The sequence below is a fragment of the Halosaccharopolyspora lacisalsi genome (assembly GCF_014137975.1).
GTDB lineage: Bacteria > Actinomycetota > Actinomycetes > Mycobacteriales > Pseudonocardiaceae > Halosaccharopolyspora > Halosaccharopolyspora lacisalsi.
The window spans coordinates 406,022-421,125 of the sequence record NZ_JACGWZ010000002.1 but is presented as its reverse complement, the minus strand read 5'-3'; the positions used below and the strand labels follow the sequence as shown (position 1 = coordinate 421,125).

Genomic DNA, 15,104 nt, shown 5'->3' with positions numbered 1-15,104 from the left:
CGCGTCACCGCGGGGCGCGCCCCCGGGTAGCCGCGCCTGCCCGCGGGTCAGGTGGCTGCGGTCACGGCCTGCTCCCACAGCGTCACGGCCTCGTCGACCTGGTCGGCCGTGACCACCAGTGGGGGGATCATGCGCACGATGTTGCCGTGGGGGCCACAGGTCAGCAGCAGCAGACCGCGCTCGGCGGCGGCCTGGTGCGCGCGGGATGCGGTGGCCGTGTCCGGCTGCCCGTCGGCGGTGGTGAACTCGTTGCCGATCATCAGCCCGCGACCGCGCACGTCACCGATGGCGGGGTGTCCGGCGGCGACCTTGCGCAGTCCCTCCTGCAGGCGCAGGCCCTGTTCGGCGGCGTTGTCGACGAGGCCTTCCTCGGCGATGACGTCGAGCGTGGCGATCGCGGCCGCGGCGGCCACGGCGTTGCCGCCGTAGGTCCCGCCCTGGGACCCGGGCCATGCCCGCGACATCAGCTGCTGGGAGGCCGCGATCCCCGACAGGGGGAAGCCGCTGGCCAGGCCCTTGGCGGTGATGAGCACGTCGGGGGCGACCTCGGCGTGGTCGAGGCCCCAGAACCGGCCGGTGCGGCCCACGCCGGTCTGGACCTCGTCGGCGATGAGCAGGATCCCGTGCCGGTCGGCGCGTTCCCGCAACCCGGCGAGGAACTCCGGTGGCGCCGGCACGTAGCCGCCCTCGCCGAGGACGGGTTCGACGATGAACGCGGCGGCGTCGGCCGGGGCGCACGTGGTGGCCAGCACGTGGTCGAGTTCGGCCAGCGCGAAACGCACGGCTTCCTCCTGGGACCAGCCGTGCCGGTAGGACTCGGGGAAGGGGGAGAACGTCACCCCCGGCATCATCGGCCCGATGCCGGCGCGGACCTTGGTTCCCGACGTGGTCAACGCGCCCGCACCCATGGTGCGGCCGTGGAACCCTCCTTGGAAGGCGATGATGCTGGAACGACCGGTGGCCTGCCGGGCCAGCCGCACGGAGGCCTCGACGGCTTCGCTGCCGGAGTTGAGGTAGAACATCCGGTCCAGTCCGGTCGGCAGCACCTCGCCGAGTCGTTCGGTCAGTTCCAGCAGCGGACGGTGCATCACGGTCGTGTACTGGCCGTGGATGAGGGTGCCCACCTGGCGTTGGGCCGCTTCCACCACTCTGGGGTGGCAGTGGCCGGTGCTGGTGACGCCGATCCCGGCCGTGAAATCGAGGTAGGGCCGGTCGTCCTCGTCGTAGAGGTGGACCCCTTCGCCTCGGGCAGCCACGACCGGGGTGGCTTGTTTGAGGGCCGGGGAAAGTTCGGCCATGATCGGCTCCCAACCGTGCCGCACGGAACCGGCGACACGAACTGTATGATTGTTGACAATCTCTGCGGACATGCAACCATCACAGTCGCGCCGTGTCCACCGCCGACCCCCGAAAGGGGCGATACCGACCATGAACTCCCCCGAACAACTCTCCGGCGAAGACACCGTCGTTCAGGCCGTGCCCAAGCAGCTACTGATCGGTGGGAAGTGGTGTGCCGCCGAGACGGACAGCACCTACGACGTCGAGGACCCCTCGAACCGGCAGCGGCTGTGCGCGGTCGCCGATGCCACCGCCAACGACGGGCTGGCCGCGCTGGCCGCCGCCGACGACGCCCAGCACAGCTGGGCACAGCACCCCCCGCGGGCGCGCGGGGAAATCCTGCGGCGGGCGTTCGAACTGATCACACAGCGCCACGAGGACCTCGCGCTGCTGATGACCCTGGAGATGGGCAAGCCGCTGGCCGAGTCCCGCGCCGAAATCACCTACGCCGCCGAGTTCTTCCGCTGGTTCTCCGAGGAAGCCGTGCGCATCGACGGTGACTACGCGGTCTCACCCAGTGGTACCGGCCGCTTTCTGGTGATGCGCCAGCCGGTCGGGCCCGCGGTGCTGATCACTCCGTGGAACTTCCCGATGGCCATGGGCACCCGCAAGATCGGGCCCGCGATCGCGGCGGGCTGCACCATGGTCGTCAAGCCCGCCCAGCAGACCCCGCTGTCGATGCTGGCGCTGGCGGCCATCCTCGAGGAGGCCGGCCTGCCCGACGGGGTCCTCAACGTCGTCACCACCAGCAGCGCCGGTCAGGTCACCGAGCCGATGCTGCGCGACGGACGTGCCCGCAAGCTCACGTTCACCGGTTCCACGGCCGTCGGCCGCACGCTCATCGAGCAGTCCGCCGAGCAGGTCCTGAAGACGTCCATGGAACTGGGGGGCAACGCCCCGTTCCTGGTGTTCGACGACGCCGACCTGGATGCGGCCGTGGATGGGGCGATGCTGGCCAAGATGCGCAACGTCGGCGAGGCCTGCACCGCGGCCAACCGTTTCTACGTCCACGCCGACGTGGCCGAGGAGTTCTCCCGGCGGTTGGCCGAGCGGATGAGCGCACTGCGCATCGGCCGGGGCGTCAGCGACGAGATCGAGGTCGGCCCGCTGATCGACGCCCGCCAGTTGGACAAGGTCGACGAACTGGTCACCGACGCCGTCGAACGCGGCGCCAAGGTCGTCCTCGGCGGCGAGCGCGACGACACCCGGGGGCACTTCTACCAGCCCACGGTGCTGACCGAGGTGCCCACCGACGCCCGGCTGCGGCGCGAGGAGATCTTCGGGCCCGTGGCACCGATCGCCACCTTCACCGACGAGTCCTCCGTGGTCGCCGAGGCCAACGACACCGAGTACGGCCTGGTCAGCTACCTCTACACCCGGGACCTGCAACGCGGGCTGCGGATCTCGGAGGCGTTGGACACCGGCATGGTCGGGCTCAACCAGGGTGTGGTCTCCAACGCGGCCGCCCCGTTCGGCGGGGTCAAGCAATCCGGTCTGGGACGCGAGGGCGGCAAGATCGGCATCGAGGAGTTCCTGGAAACCAAGTACGTCGCCGTCGGCGGTCTGTGAGGCTTCCACCGTTCCGGTGTGGTCTCGCCGCGCGGCGAGACCACACCGTCGGCACGCCGCGGCCCCGACTCGGGGCCCGGCAGCGTTGACCACTGTCCGCGCCGTTTCGTACGCTGCCGCACGGCGAGATGAACCGTCCCCGGCCGCGGAGCCACCGCGAGGGCCCGCACCGCGCGTCGCCGATCTGGTCTGCTACCCGTCAAGGGATGTGCCGGGGTCGCGGTGACCACCTCCACGGTGACGACGACCGGGCTCGAACACGACCGCAGTTTCATGGTGATCGGCCAGGACGGCGCCCACCGGACGCAGCGCACGCATCCACGGATGGCGTCGATCCGTCCCGACATCGACGCCGAGGGCACCCGGCTCGTCCTCGGCGCCCCCGGCACCGGCTCGGTCGAGGTCGATGTCGACACCACCGGGCCCCGTCGGGGCGTCACTCCGTTCGGTACTGCCTACCGGGGGATCGACCAAGGTGATGTGGTGGCCGAGTGGCTTTCGCGGACCCTCGGAGCCGGGAGCAGACTGGTCCGAGTCCCACCGGAGCACGACCGGATCACCGGCGGCCACACGCCGGGACGGTCCGGCTACGCCGACAGCTGCCCGATACACCTCCTGTCGGAGTCCTCCCTGGACTCGCTCAACCGCAGGCTCGCCACCGGGTCCGTGCCACTTCCCGCGAGTCGCTTCCGGCCGAACATCGTCGTCACCGGCGCGGGCAGGCTCTCGGTCGGTGACGAGGTGACGGTGCCGACGTGGGGACCGTCCGAAATGTATCCCGCCTCACCGGGGCAGCGATCCGTTGAGCCGGTCCAGCGCGTCGTTCATGTGCTCGGTCAACCGTGCCAGCAGGAGCTGCTCGTCACCGGCCTCGATGGCGTCGACGAGTCCCCGGTGCTCGTCGACCAGGGCCTGCTTGTCGGCCGGATACTTGTCCTGCAACGCCGTCAGGCACATCCGCTTTTCCACCAGCAGCGTCTGGGCCATGCGCTGCAGCCGGGGACTGCGCGAGACCCGCACCAGGGTCTCGTGGAACTCCTGGTCGGCGTCGGTGAGCTCGACGCGGTCACCCTTGCTCGCCGCCGAAACCATCCGTGCCTGCGCGGCCGAGAGCTCGGCAACCGCCTCGACGCGGTGGTGCCGCACGATCTGCTCGCAGGCCGACCTCTCCACCGCCAGGCGGGCGGTGTAGAGGTCGCGGACGTCGGCGGCGTCGAGCGTGGCCACGAACAGACCCCGGTGCGGCTCGCTGTGCAGCAGTCCTTCCTGAACCAGCCGTTGCATGGCCTCCCGCAGGGGTCCCCGGCTCACGCCCAGGCGCGTGGCCAGTTCGGCCTCGCCCATCTGACTGCCCGGGGGCAGCGAACCGAACATGATCGCCGAGCGCAGCTGGTCGGCCACGATCGCGGCCGTGGACTTGCGCTGTACCGGCTCCAGTTCGCCGGGGTGGTTGTGCTCCTCGATTCCGAGCACGGTTCACCATCTCCTTGAGTCCGCGAGGGTTCCGGTCTCGACCGCTTCGACCTCGACGTGACCACCCCGGCTGAACAGGGCGCCCAGGCCGGAGTGCGTCTCGACGTGGCCGGCCAGGCGCAGGCCTTCCCAGGCGCTGACCTGGTTGGCCGTGAGCACGGGCTTGCCCAACCGGGCTTCGAGATCGTCGAGCCAGGCCGCCGTGTGCAGGGCGGTGTCGGGCATCAGCAGCGCTTGGGCCCGGGGGTGGTCGTGGGCGGCCGCGAACTCCAGCACCTGTTCACGGCCGAGGGTGCCCACTTCGGCGGCGGTGACCACGCCGCGGCTGGCCAGGCTCAGGACCTCGATGTCGGCGGTGCGCAGGAACCCGGCGAAGCGCTCGGCGATGTCGTCGGGGTAGGTCGCGGCCACGGCGACCCGGGTGAGGCCGAGGGAGGCCGCGGCATGCACGAACGCGAACGAGGTGCTCGAGCTCGCCGTTCCGGTGACGTCCCGCAGCTGCCGGATCTGCTGTTGGGCTCCGTGCCAGCCGAAGACGAAACTTCCGCTGGTGCAGGCCCATACCACCGAGTCGACGCCGTGGTCGAGCAGTCGGCGGGCGCCGGTGGCCAGCACGTCGGAGCCGCCGACGTCGAGCAGCGCGTCCTCGCGGTGGGCGTCATGCCGCATGAGGGTGTGCACCAGGGGCAGCCGGACGCCTTCCCCGAGCAGGCCTTCGAGAGTGGGATAGTCGTCCTCGGCGCTGTACCCCGGGTAAAGCATTCCCGCAGTGTGTGCCACGGGTGTCCTCCTTGTCGCCTGGTCCGCCCCGGTGGGGACGCGGCCCTCGCCACGCGGGTGGTCGATTGTTGACAATGTTACCCGCTGTAGACCGCACACCCGAAAGGGCGACACTTTTTCGTAATCGGTGAGTCCTACGCCGCGGAAGCGGGCAGCGCCCGGATCAACGCCTGGTCCGGCGCCACGGCCGTGACCCCCATGCGGCGCAGGGCCGCCCAGATGGTGACCTGGTTGGCCGTGAGCACGGGCTTGCCCAGCTCCTGTTCCAAAGAGGCGATGATGTCGTAGGTGGGCAGGTTCGTGCAGCTGATGAACATGGCCTCGGCCTCGACGCGGTCGGCCGAGCGCACGATGTCGACCACCTGGTTGTAGGTGACCTTCCAGATCTGGCCGAGCAGACCCAGCCCCACGCTGGAGACCACCTCCACGCCGTACTCGCCCAGGAAACCGTGCAGGCACTCGGTCACCGCGGCCACGTAGGGGGTCGCGATCGCCAGCCGGCTCACCCCCAGCACCTCCAACGCCTCCGCCAACGCCCCGGACGAGGTCACCGCGGCGGGGGCTCCCGCGTCGCGCATCACCCGGCGCAGCCCGAGCTCCCCGGTGGCGCCGTGGACGAAGCTCCCCGAGGAGCACGCGTAGGCGACCACCTCCGGTTCGGGTGCCAGCAGGTCACGGGTGGCACCGTGCACGGAGGCCTCATCGCTGATCATCGAGGCCATCTCCACGGTGACCGGCACCGGCACGAACGCCGTGCGGGTCAGGTACAGCGAGACGTTGCCGGGCACCCATCGCCACAGTTCCCGGTCCAGTCCCAGGTCGAAGGGGGCGACCACTCCCACGCCCCGTTGGGGTTCGGGTCCCCACACCGTGTCCAGTCCTTCGGGTGGCATCCTCCTTTCCCTCGCCTAGCCCGAGTGCCGCTGGTAGATCAGACGTTCCCCGACGCTGCCGCTGCGCCACACGTCGTGGCAGGCCTCGGCGAAGGCCGCCAGGTTCTCCACCACCGCGCCGTAGACGTTGCCGGGCACCCACCCGACGTCACCGTTGATCAGCAGGTTGTTGCGGCCGTAGAACATCGCCAGATCGATGACGCCCGACAGGTCCTGGAGGTCCTTCTCCTCCTTGAACTCGCGGTCGAGCATCCCCCCGTCGAAGGAGAAGTACACGAGGTCACCGGGGATCGGGGTCACCGTCGGGTTCTCCTGGCCGGGTTCGGCGCCCGCGAAGCGGGGCACCATCGTGTAGACCTCGTTGCGCGCGTATTTGGCGTGGTGGACCGGGCCGGCCTGGGGAAGCCCCTGCCAGACCGCCTCGCAGGTTCGGGGGGCGTCCTTGTCCAGCAGTTCGGCCACGCACGTCACGTCACGGTGCTGCAACGTGATCGACAAGTACCTGGTCATCGGTGAGGGTGTCCGTTTCGACGCGGAGACAGAAGTACCGCCACACCGGCCGGACGCGGCCGGGTCGGCTGATTGTTGACAATCCTACGAGTGCTTCGTAGCGTGTCAATACCCCGGGCCACCGGCGTCGTCGTCCGCACCACCGAACACGCTCCCGCGAACGCGAAGGCAGGCATGAACGCGAGCTCTCCCACCGTCGTGGTCCTGCACGATGGAAACCACCCGCCCGCGATGACCGACGTCGAGCGGCTGGCCACCGTGCGCTACGCCACCGAGGACACGCTCGCCGAGTCACTTGGCGGTGCCGACGTGCTGTTCGTCTGGCACTTCCTGTCCGAGGCCGTGAGCGAGGCCTTCTCCGCCGCCGACGAGCTGCGCTGGATCCACGTCGCCAGCGCCGGAGTGGATCGGCTGCTGTTCGACGCGCTGCGGGACTCCGAAGTCGTGGTGACCAACTCCCGCGGCATCTTCGACCGCCCCATGGCCGAGTACGTGCTGACCACCGTGCTGGCCCTGGCCAAGGACCTGCACACCAGCGTGCGGCTGCAGGACCACAAGCGCTGGCAGCACCGCGAGACCGAGCGCATCGAGGGCAAGAAGGCGCTCGTGGTCGGCACCGGTCCGATCGGGCGGGCCATCGCCACCCAGTTGTCGGCGGCGGGGCTGTCGGTGGTCGGAGCCGGACGCACCAGCCGCGCCGAGGACCCCGACTTCGGCTACGTGCACGCCTCCGAGGCGCTGCACGAGGTCGTCGGCGAGTTCGACTACGTGGTGCTGGCCGCTCCCCTGACCGAGAGCACCCGCGGGATGATCGATGCCGAGATGCTGGCGCGTTTCCGGCCGAGTGCTCGGTTGATCAACGTCGGGCGCGGCCAGCTGGTCGTTCAGGAAGACCTCGTCGAGGCCCTGGTCGCCGGCACCATCGCCGGAGCGGCCCTGGACGTCTTCGACGTCGAACCGCTCCCCGAGGATTCCCCCCTGTGGGAGATGGACAACGTGCTCGTCTCCCCGCACATGTCCGGCGACACGCTCGGGTGGACCGAGGAGCTGGTCGCCCTGTTCACGACGAACCTGGCCGGCTACGCCGCCGACGACCGGCTGCGCAACGTCGTGGACAAACATCGCGGCTACGTCAGTGGATCGGAGAGCATCTGATGAGCGAGACCACGGCACCGAGCACCACCCCCACCCCGGTCACGACACCGTCGGCCGCGGACCTGACCGCCACGGAGATGCTGGAGGCCTTCGCGTCCGGGCAGCTGTCCCCGGTGGAGGCCACCGAGGCCACGCTGGAGCGCATCGCCGAGGCCGATCCGGCCGTCAACGCCTTCTGCCTCGTCGACGGCGAGCACGCCCTGCTGCAGGCACGGGACTCCGAGCGGCGGTGGCAGCGCGGACAGTCGGTCGGGCGCCTCGACGGGGTTCCGACCTCGATCAAGGACATCTTCCTCACCCGGGACTGGCCCACCCTGCGCGGGTCCCGCACCGTGTGCCCCGACCAGTCCTGGACCGTCGACGCTCCCGCCGTGGCACGGATGCGTGAGCACAACGCGGTCTTCGTCGGCAAGACCACCACCCCGGAACTGGCGTGGAAGGGCGTGACCGACAGCCCGCTGACCGGTGCCACCCGCAACCCGTGGGAGACCACCCGCACCGCCGGTGGGTCCAGCGGCGGTGCGGCCGCGGCCGTCGCGCTCGGGATGGCCCCGCTGGCCATCGGCACCGACGGAGGCGGATCGGTGCGCATTCCCGCCGCGTTCTGCGGGATCTGCACCCTCAAGCCCACCTACGGCCGCATTCCGCACTATCCCGCCAGTCCGTTCGGCACTTTGGCGCACGCGGGTCCGATGACGACCACGGTGACCGAGACCGCCCTGATGATGGACGTGCTGTGCGAACCCGACAGTCGGGACTGGTCGGCCCTGCCGCCCCCGAGCGGATCCTTCGTGGAGGGTCTCGACGCCGGGGTGCGCGGCCTGCGGCTGGCCTACAGTCCCGACCTCGGTTTCGCCACCGTGGACAGCGAGATCGCCGAGATCGTCGCCGAGGCGGTGCGGGCCTTCGAGGAGGCGGGGGCGAGCGTGGAGCGGGCCGACCCCGGTTTCGACGATCCTGTCGAGGACTTCCACGTGCTGTGGTTTTCCGGTGCCGCCAAATCCACCGACCACCTCACCGACGCCCAACGGGAGCTGCTGGACCCCGGCCTGGCCCAGGTCTGCCGTCAAGGTCTGGACTACTCCGCTCAGGACTACCTGGAGGCCACCGACACCCGCATGAAGCTCGGCCAGCGCATGGGGGCCTTCCACGAGACCTACGACCTGCTGCTGACCCCCACCGTGCCGATCCCGGCCTTCGAAGCCGACGCGGAAGTACCGGCCGGATCCACCACGCCACGCTGGACCGGCTGGACTCCGCTGAGCTATCCGTTCAACATGACCCAGCAACCGGCCGCCAGTGTGCCCTGCGGTTTCACGTCCGACGGTCTCCCGGTCGGTCTCCAGATCGTGGGACCCCGCCACAGCGACGCCCGCGTCCTGAGGGCCGCCCGCGCTTTCGAACGGGCCCGCCCCTGGAACCGTCCCGCCGCGACCGTCTGAAACCGCTTCGCCACCACTCTCACGGTCAGCCGAGGTGCGCCGCGCGGTGGTCGGTGAGGGCTCGTTCGACGTCGTCGGCCAGCAAACGGTGGTTGAGCGCTGTGGCGGCGGTCGATCCCGCACCGGCGGCGTTGCTCAATTGGGCCGGTGAGTCCACGACGTTGCCGGCCGCCCATATCCCGTCCACGCTGGTGCGGCCCGTGGTGTCGGTGACCACCCACCCGTCGTCGCCGAGCGCGCACCCCAGGCCGGTGAGGAGTTCGTCGTGCGGCACGAAGCGGGGACCCACGAACACCGCCTCCCGCCGCACCACCCGACCGTCGGCGCATTCCACCCCGGACAGTCGGCCTCCGTCGGTGGCCACCCGCGCCACGTCACCGTCGACGATGTGGATCCCGCGGGCGAGCAACCGCTCCCGTTCCTCCTCGGTCAGGGTGATCGTGTGCGGGAAGAACACCACGTCGTCCGACCACTGCCGCACCAGCGACGCCTGGTGCAGGGTGAACGGTCGATTGTCGCCGCCCACCACCGCGATCGGCGCGTCGCGCACCTCGTATCCGTGGCAGTACGGGCAGTGCAGCACGTCGTTTCCCCACCGCTCGCGCACACCGGGGATGTCGGGGAGCACGTCGCGCAGCCCAGTGGCCACCAGCACCCCGCGTGTGGTCAGCTCGCCTCCACCGTCCAAGCGCACGAGGTAGCCGTGCTCGTCGATGTGCCCGATGTCGCGCACCCGGTCCTGGAGCAGTTGTCCGCCGTAGCCGGTCACCTCGCGTCGACCGGCCGCGAGCAGCTCGGACGGTGACGATCCGTCCCGGGACAGAAAACCGTGCAGGTGTGCGGACGGAGCATTGCGAGGTTCGCCGGCATCGACCACCACCACCCGACGGCGGGAGCGGGCCAACATCGTCGCGGCGGCCAGCCCGGCCGCACCGCCCCCGACCACTATCGCGTCGTATTCCATGTCGATGACCTCCACAGTCGTGCCCGCCGTCGACGGGCGCTGCTGTCTGTCGGGGCGAACGCGGGTGTTTTCGGTGAGGCTCTCGTTCGTCCCGACCGGACAGTGGGCTACGCTGAAAAAGTAACAAGTAGTTCGCTAGTTAACAAAATTGGTGATCATGCTCCCTCTTCAGTCACGCACCCAGCAGCTCTGGGGTGAGCACCACCCCGGACTGGACACCTCCCCCATGGAAGTCGTGGCGCTGGTCAAGCGCATCACAGCCCTGCTCGACCGGGCGGTGGAGCCGCTCTACGACGGTGCGGCACTGACCGCGGCCGAGGTGGAGTTGCTCGTGCCGCTGCGCTACAACGCGGAACCGGTCACCGCCCACCACCTCGCCTCCCGCCTCGGCATGTCCCGGGCGGGAGTCAGCAAAACCCTGGGCAAGCTGGAAAAACGCGATCTCATCACGCGTTCGGTCAACCCCGCGGACCGACGCGCCGCACTGATCAGCATGACCGGCACCGGTCAGGACGTCATCGACGACCTGTTCCCCCGCGAGCTCGAAGCCCACGCGAGACTGCTGGCCGGCCTCGGGCAGGATCGCGAACGCGTCGTCGATGCGCTGACCCGTTTCGCCGAGGTGATGGAGTCCCGGATCGACGACACCTCGACGTAGCGCGGGAGATGCCCAGCAGCCCGGCTGCGACTACCGTCGACGACCCGGGGTATTTCCGAGAGCACGCGAGGGGAGGCCACGATGGCGGGCGACGAGCGGGCGCGGCGATCCGACATGGTCGATTCCCTGCGCCGGGGCGGCATCAGCAACCGGTACGTGCTCGAGGCCATGGCCGAGGTGCCCCGGCAACGATTCGTCGACCCCGAGCTGGTCCCCGAGGCCTACACCGACCAGCCGCTGCCCATCGGCTCGGGACAGACGATTTCGGTGCCCTGGATCGTGGCGTTGATGGCAGAGGCGCTGGATCCTTCGGGGACCGAGAACGTGCTGGAGATCGGCACGGGCAGCGGCTACGCCGCCGCGGTCCTGGCACGGTGCTGCCGCCGGGTGACCAGCGTCGAGCGCCATGCCGACCTCGCCGAAGGAGCCCGACGAACGCTGGCGGAGCTGGACTACGACAACGTCGAGGTCCGCCACGGAGACGGTGCCCGGGGGGCACCCGACCGCGCCCCGTTCGACGGGATCTCGGTGACCGCCATGGCCGAGGAGATCCCCCAGCCCCTGCTGGAGCAGCTCGGTCCGGACGGCACGCTGGTGTGCCCGGTGGGGCACGGCGGTCTCGGTGACCTCGTCCGGCTGCGCCACGGCCGCCGGGAAACACTGAGTTCGGTCGGATTCGTACCGCTGGTCACCGACGAGTCGTAAGCGCGGCCCGGTCGCCGACGCGGCGGTCGTGGCTGGTCGGCGGGGCACGTTGATCCGTCCGCGGCGCATCGGCACGGATACCTCGGGACCCCGATGTCGAAGTAGCTGATTCCCTTCACCGTCGCGCGGTCGAGACCGTCACAGCACCCGAGTCGATCAGCCCGGCGGGAGCGGTAGCGACCACGCGTTCCCAACCGCCGAACAACCGGACCACCTGGGAACGGTCGAGCGAAACCGGCCGACCCCCGCCTCCCACCAGCACGCGCATCCCGAAGATCCCGCCCAGCAGGAGGGTGAACAGACCGAGCAGCCGCATTTCACTCCGCTGTCCCTGTCGTCGATCGAGGCCGACCGGGTATTCACCGAGCGGCTGGCCGCCCTGCAACGTGATCTCCCGACTTCGCGACTGGTGCCGACCGGAGCACCCGCGCTCAGTGCACACATGCGCGAGCTGCGCGCTGCCGACCGGACCGCAGGCGCAGCTACCTGACCGGGCGGATCACCGACCAGCAGGCTGGTACGCGAACAAGGCACTGTTCCACCGACGTCGAGCCCGTCGCTACCAGACACTGGTGCTGCTGTTCGAGATCGCCGGCGTGGTGGAAGCGCTGACCAAGGCGTTCGGAGTGGTCTCCTTCGACCCCGCCGGAATCATCGCCACCACCGTGGTCGCGTTCGTCGCCTGGTCGGCGGCCCTGCAGCACACCACCGTCTCGCAGGCCTACATCGTTGCCAGCCACGATCTCTCCCTGCCCCGGGAGCAGGCTCCAGCGCTGCGATCAGTCGTGAGCACAGCACCTGGTGTTCGTCACACGACGAGTGACCCGGCACTTCCGGGTCCCACCTCGGCATCGCGCTTCCCCGAGCAGCGACCTCACCGGACCGCCTGTCGTTCGGACATCCCCACACCACGGGTACGAGAAGAGAGCCACAGCCGCGCTGACCGGAGCCACCGAGTTCCCGGAATCCGTCAGACCTCGTGGACCTGCACCAGGTTGAGCCGACCTCGGGTATCACCTTCACTCCGCCGGTCCCGCGTTCGCTCGGGATCGGGCCCATTTGTCGGTATTCCCGCGTGCTCGACCTCGGTTTCACTTGGACGTGGTCGTCTGATCACCGGGAGTGCCGAATGTCCGTGCAGACCACTGTCCACACCGACCACTTCGACCCCGAGCGCTGGCGGCACCTGTGTGCCATCGCTGCCCAACTGGCCGAGCGAGAGGCCCGGCACGCGTTGGTGGTGCGCCACGCGGTCCGCTGGCTGGACCAGACCGGCGGAGGTCTTCGCGATGGCGAGATCGTGGTGACCTGGACCGTGTCCGATGCCGAGCTCATCCGTCATCAGTTCCGTGACCGGCTGCCTCGGGACCGGGTGTTTCCCGCGGCTCCGCGCGTGCGGCACGACACCGCGACCGGCCGTACCGAGATCCCGCCACCCCGCGGCCACGGCAGGCCGGAGTCCTGAGGCGGCGATGCTGTTCGCGATCAGATCGTCCCTCGCTCGAGTGATACGTCGTCGAACCCACCGAACAGGGATCGGTTCTGCGGCACCGTGAACCGCAACAGCGAACGACGCTGTGTCTGCTGGGAACGGAGGCGAGAGGAGTACGCACGCGACCGCCACCAGCCCTGTCAGACGGTTCGCGCTGGTCGCGAGCACCGCCCTGGTCGCCTCCTCGCTGGGGGCGGGACCGGCCGTGGCCCAGCCGGCCGAGCCCACGGCCGGTACGGGCCCGGAAGCGGTGGGAGCGGAGGCCACTCGGCTGCCACCGAACCAGGGCCGGCGTTCCCGCGGCAGCCTCTTGATCAAAAAAGCGAGCGTGACCCGAACTCGGACGGCGGCATGTTCAAGGTCAATCTGGTGCCAGAGATCAAGGGGCCCAAGCCACCGGTCAATCCGGCCCGGAGCGATCTGCGGAACTGTGTGACCTTCCCGAACCCGAAGACGCTGCGCCATCAGTTCGATTGCCATGCCCTGGGCAACTTCACCGGTAACGATCCGGCCTGGACTCTGGAGTCCGACCGGGAACCCAACGGCGACTGGTGGAACAACGTGCGCCAGCACAAGTGCAACTGGGGCCACGGTGACGGCGGATCCTCCTCCTGACCCGGTAGGACTTGCCGCCGGCCGGTCGCGGTAACCACCGGGTTCGACCCCGAAGCGTGGTGGTGCGGGGGCTGCGCAGCCCCCGCACCACCACGCCCACGACAGTCGAGTGGGCGTGGCGGCACGGGGTGTGGGCCGGGAAAAGGATGTGCGGATCACCGAATCCGGTTGACAGGCTGGGCTTGTGAACCATCAGCACGAAAGCATCCCCGACTCCACCACGCCCCGGGCGACGGAGTGGATCTCCACGCCCATCACCGAAGACCTCCTGCGCGGCGCGCTCGAACTGGAGCGCACCGAGCACGGCGTGCTGCCGCACCGGCTGCCCGCCCGGGCTCGCGCGCAGTGCCCCGACGGGCAGTTGGCCATGGCCGAGTCCCAACCCTCCGGCGTGCGGCTGGTGTTTCGCACCCGGGCCACGGCCGTCGAGCTGGACACGCTGCGCACCAAGGTGGGCTACCGGGACATCCCGCCCCGCCCGGACGGCGTGTACGACCTGCTCGTCGACGGCGAACTCGCCGGGCAGTCCGGCACGACCGGCGGCAAGGTCCTGCTGCTGGACATGGCCACCGGGGGCGCCGAAACCCAACCTGGCCCGGTCGGCACGGTCCGGTTCGCCGAGCTGGCCGCCCGCGTCAAGGACGTCGAGATCTGGCTGCCGCACACCGAGATCACCGAGCTGGTCGCGCTGCGCACTGACGCTCCCGTCGAGGCCGCACCGCGTGGGGACCGTCGGGTGTGGGTCCACCACGGCAGCTCGATCAGTCACGGTTCGAACGCGGCGAGCCCGTCCACGACCTGGCCGGGGTTGGCCGCTTCCTCCGGTGGGGTGGAACTGGTCAACCTCGGATTCGGCGGCAGCGCGCTGCTCGACCCGTTCACCGCCCGCGCCGTGCGGGACGCCCCCGCGGACCTGATCAGCGTCAAGATCGGCATCAACCTGGTCAACGCCGACCTGATGCGGCTGCGCGCCTTCGGCCCGGCCGTGCACGGTTTCCTCGACACCATCCGCGAGGGCCATCCCACCACGCCGCTGCTGGTCGTCTCGCCCCTGTACTGCCCCATCCACGAGGACACCCCCGGCCCCGGAGCCGTGGACTTCGGCGACGGGCAGCTGCGGTTCCGGGCCACCGGAGACCCCGCCGAACGCGCCGCCGGGAAGCTGACGCTGAGCGTCATCCGGGAGGAACTGGCCCGCGTCGTCGAGCAGCGGGCCGCCGATGACCCCACTCTGTCCTATCTCGACGGCTGCGACCTCTACGGCGAGGCGGACTTCGCCGAGCTGCCGCTGCCCGATCGGCTCCACCCGGACCCCGCCGCGCACCGCCGCATCGGCGACCGCTTCACCGAGCTGGCCTTCGGCAGCGGCGGACCGTTCTCCGCCCAGCACGACTGAAATCCATGAGAGGCAGGCCCCATTGACGGTCCCGTGGGGGGCGAGACTACAGTTGCATCTGTCAGATCTGACAGATTGCATGTAGATTGTCAGTTCGCCAAGTGCCGCACCCCG

General features: G+C 69.8%; 15 protein-coding genes and 2 pseudogenes. 10 read left to right on the top strand and 7 right to left on the bottom strand.

Features of this window, described 5'->3' with window-relative positions; all coding sequences use genetic code 11:
- Positions 1–47: 47 nt before the first annotated feature.
- A complete protein-coding gene (locus FHX42_RS09745; protein ID WP_182543906.1) occupies positions 48–1,298 on the bottom strand; it encodes an aspartate aminotransferase family protein in 1,251 nt (416 codons plus the stop codon).
- A gap of 130 nt (positions 1,299–1,428) precedes the next feature.
- Between FHX42_RS09745 and FHX42_RS09740 the strand changes: the two genes are divergently transcribed.
- Positions 1,429–2,907, top strand: a complete 1,479-nt coding sequence (locus FHX42_RS09740; protein WP_182543905.1) for an NAD-dependent succinate-semialdehyde dehydrogenase — start codon at positions 1,429–1,431, stop codon at positions 2,905–2,907.
- A gap of 222 nt (positions 2,908–3,129) precedes the next feature.
- Positions 3,130–3,591, top strand: a pseudogene (locus FHX42_RS09735) (MOSC N-terminal beta barrel domain-containing protein); the annotation flags it as partial.
- A gap of 99 nt (positions 3,592–3,690) precedes the next feature.
- Here the strand turns inward: FHX42_RS09735 and FHX42_RS09730 are convergent.
- The 4 genes from FHX42_RS09730 to FHX42_RS09715 form a co-directional block, all read right to left on the bottom strand.
- The gene (locus tag FHX42_RS09730; protein ID WP_407926225.1) at positions 3,691–4,371 is read right to left on the bottom strand and encodes a GntR family transcriptional regulator; all 681 of its coding nucleotides are present in this window, start codon (positions 4,369–4,371) and stop codon (positions 3,691–3,693) included.
- 12 nt (positions 4,372–4,383) lie between these two features.
- On the bottom strand, positions 4,384–5,142 hold the full coding sequence (locus tag FHX42_RS09725) for a maleate cis-trans isomerase family protein (RefSeq protein WP_182544238.1): 759 nt from the start codon (positions 5,140–5,142) through the stop codon (positions 4,384–4,386).
- 152 nt (positions 5,143–5,294) lie between these two features.
- Positions 5,295–6,053 (bottom strand): maleate cis-trans isomerase family protein, encoded by a 759-nt coding sequence (locus FHX42_RS09720; RefSeq protein WP_182543903.1) that lies wholly within the window; start codon positions 6,051–6,053, stop codon positions 5,295–5,297.
- A gap of 15 nt (positions 6,054–6,068) precedes the next feature.
- The gene (locus FHX42_RS09715) at positions 6,069–6,563 is read right to left on the bottom strand and encodes a DUF3830 family protein (protein ID WP_182543902.1); all 495 of its coding nucleotides are present in this window, start codon (positions 6,561–6,563) and stop codon (positions 6,069–6,071) included.
- 174 nt (positions 6,564–6,737) lie between these two features.
- Between FHX42_RS09715 and FHX42_RS09710 the strand changes: the two genes are divergently transcribed.
- Together FHX42_RS09710 and FHX42_RS09705 are read left to right on the top strand one after the other, a co-directional pair.
- Positions 6,738–7,718 (top strand): D-2-hydroxyacid dehydrogenase, encoded by a 981-nt coding sequence (locus tag FHX42_RS09710; RefSeq protein WP_182544237.1) that lies wholly within the window; start codon positions 6,738–6,740, stop codon positions 7,716–7,718.
- Complete coding sequence (locus tag FHX42_RS09705) at positions 7,718–9,160, top strand: amidase (protein ID WP_182543901.1); 1,443 nt, start codon at positions 7,718–7,720, stop codon at positions 9,158–9,160. Before FHX42_RS09710 ends, FHX42_RS09705 begins: the two co-directional genes overlap by 1 nt.
- 25 nt (positions 9,161–9,185) lie before the next feature.
- Here FHX42_RS09705 and FHX42_RS09700 read toward each other — a convergent pair whose 3' ends face one another.
- Positions 9,186–10,124 (bottom strand): NAD(P)/FAD-dependent oxidoreductase, encoded by a 939-nt coding sequence (locus FHX42_RS09700; RefSeq protein ID WP_182543900.1) that lies wholly within the window; start codon positions 10,122–10,124, stop codon positions 9,186–9,188.
- 157 nt (positions 10,125–10,281) lie between these two features.
- Between FHX42_RS09700 and FHX42_RS09695 the strand changes: the two genes are divergently transcribed.
- A complete protein-coding gene (locus FHX42_RS09695; protein ID WP_182543899.1) occupies positions 10,282–10,782 on the top strand; it encodes a MarR family winged helix-turn-helix transcriptional regulator in 501 nt (166 codons plus the stop codon).
- 81 nt (positions 10,783–10,863) lie between these two features.
- A complete protein-coding gene (locus FHX42_RS09690) occupies positions 10,864–11,487 on the top strand; it encodes a protein-L-isoaspartate(D-aspartate) O-methyltransferase (RefSeq protein ID WP_182543898.1) in 624 nt (207 codons plus the stop codon).
- 115 nt (positions 11,488–11,602) lie between these two features.
- Here FHX42_RS09690 and FHX42_RS09685 read toward each other — a convergent pair whose 3' ends face one another.
- A complete protein-coding gene (locus FHX42_RS09685; protein WP_182543897.1) occupies positions 11,603–11,803 on the bottom strand; it encodes a hypothetical protein in 201 nt (66 codons plus the stop codon).
- Here FHX42_RS09685 and FHX42_RS27745 point away from each other — a divergent pair.
- The 4 genes and pseudogenes from FHX42_RS27745 to FHX42_RS09665 all read left to right on the top strand — a co-directional run.
- A pseudogene (locus tag FHX42_RS27745) lies at positions 11,781–12,245 on the top strand (SLATT domain-containing protein); the annotation flags it as partial. The gene FHX42_RS09685 and the pseudogene FHX42_RS27745 sit on opposite strands and share 23 nt — an antisense overlap.
- Positions 12,246–12,616: 371 nt before the next feature.
- Positions 12,617–12,952 (top strand): hypothetical protein, encoded by a 336-nt coding sequence (locus tag FHX42_RS26565; protein ID WP_235987155.1) that lies wholly within the window; start codon positions 12,617–12,619, stop codon positions 12,950–12,952.
- A 378-nt stretch (positions 12,953–13,330) separates the two neighbouring features.
- Positions 13,331–13,594, top strand: coding sequence for a hypothetical protein (locus tag FHX42_RS09670; RefSeq protein ID WP_182543894.1), 264 nt, complete (start codon positions 13,331–13,333; stop codon positions 13,592–13,594).
- 184 nt (positions 13,595–13,778) lie between these two features.
- Positions 13,779–14,990 (top strand): GDSL-type esterase/lipase family protein, encoded by a 1,212-nt coding sequence (locus tag FHX42_RS09665; RefSeq protein ID WP_182543893.1) that lies wholly within the window; start codon positions 13,779–13,781, stop codon positions 14,988–14,990.
- Positions 14,991–15,104 lie beyond the last annotated feature (114 nt).

Coding starts and splice junctions, on each gene's coding strand:
- FHX42_RS09745 (WP_182543906.1), bottom strand. CDS start 1,298: ATGGCCGAACTTTCCCCGGCCCTCAAACAAGCCACCCCGGTCGTGGCT.
- FHX42_RS09740 (WP_182543905.1), top strand. CDS start 1,429: ATGAACTCCCCCGAACAACTCTCCGGCGAAGACACCGTCGTTCAGGCC.
- FHX42_RS09725 (WP_182544238.1), bottom strand. CDS start 5,142: ATGCTTTACCCGGGGTACAGCGCCGAGGACGACTATCCCACTCTCGAA.
- FHX42_RS09720 (WP_182543903.1), bottom strand. CDS start 6,053: ATGCCACCCGAAGGACTGGACACGGTGTGGGGACCCGAACCCCAACGG.
- FHX42_RS09715 (WP_182543902.1), bottom strand. CDS start 6,563: ATGACCAGGTACTTGTCGATCACGTTGCAGCACCGTGACGTGACGTGC.
- FHX42_RS09710 (WP_182544237.1), top strand. CDS start 6,738: ATGAACGCGAGCTCTCCCACCGTCGTGGTCCTGCACGATGGAAACCAC.
- FHX42_RS09705 (WP_182543901.1), top strand. CDS start 7,718: ATGAGCGAGACCACGGCACCGAGCACCACCCCCACCCCGGTCACGACA.
- FHX42_RS09700 (WP_182543900.1), bottom strand. CDS start 10,124: ATGGAATACGACGCGATAGTGGTCGGGGGCGGTGCGGCCGGGCTGGCC.
- FHX42_RS09695 (WP_182543899.1), top strand. CDS start 10,282: ATGCTCCCTCTTCAGTCACGCACCCAGCAGCTCTGGGGTGAGCACCAC.
- FHX42_RS09690 (WP_182543898.1), top strand. CDS start 10,864: ATGGCGGGCGACGAGCGGGCGCGGCGATCCGACATGGTCGATTCCCTG.
- FHX42_RS09685 (WP_182543897.1), bottom strand. CDS start 11,803: ATGCGGCTGCTCGGTCTGTTCACCCTCCTGCTGGGCGGGATCTTCGGG.
- FHX42_RS26565 (WP_235987155.1), top strand. CDS start 12,617: ATGTCCGTGCAGACCACTGTCCACACCGACCACTTCGACCCCGAGCGC.
- FHX42_RS09670 (WP_182543894.1), top strand. CDS start 13,331: ATGTTCAAGGTCAATCTGGTGCCAGAGATCAAGGGGCCCAAGCCACCG.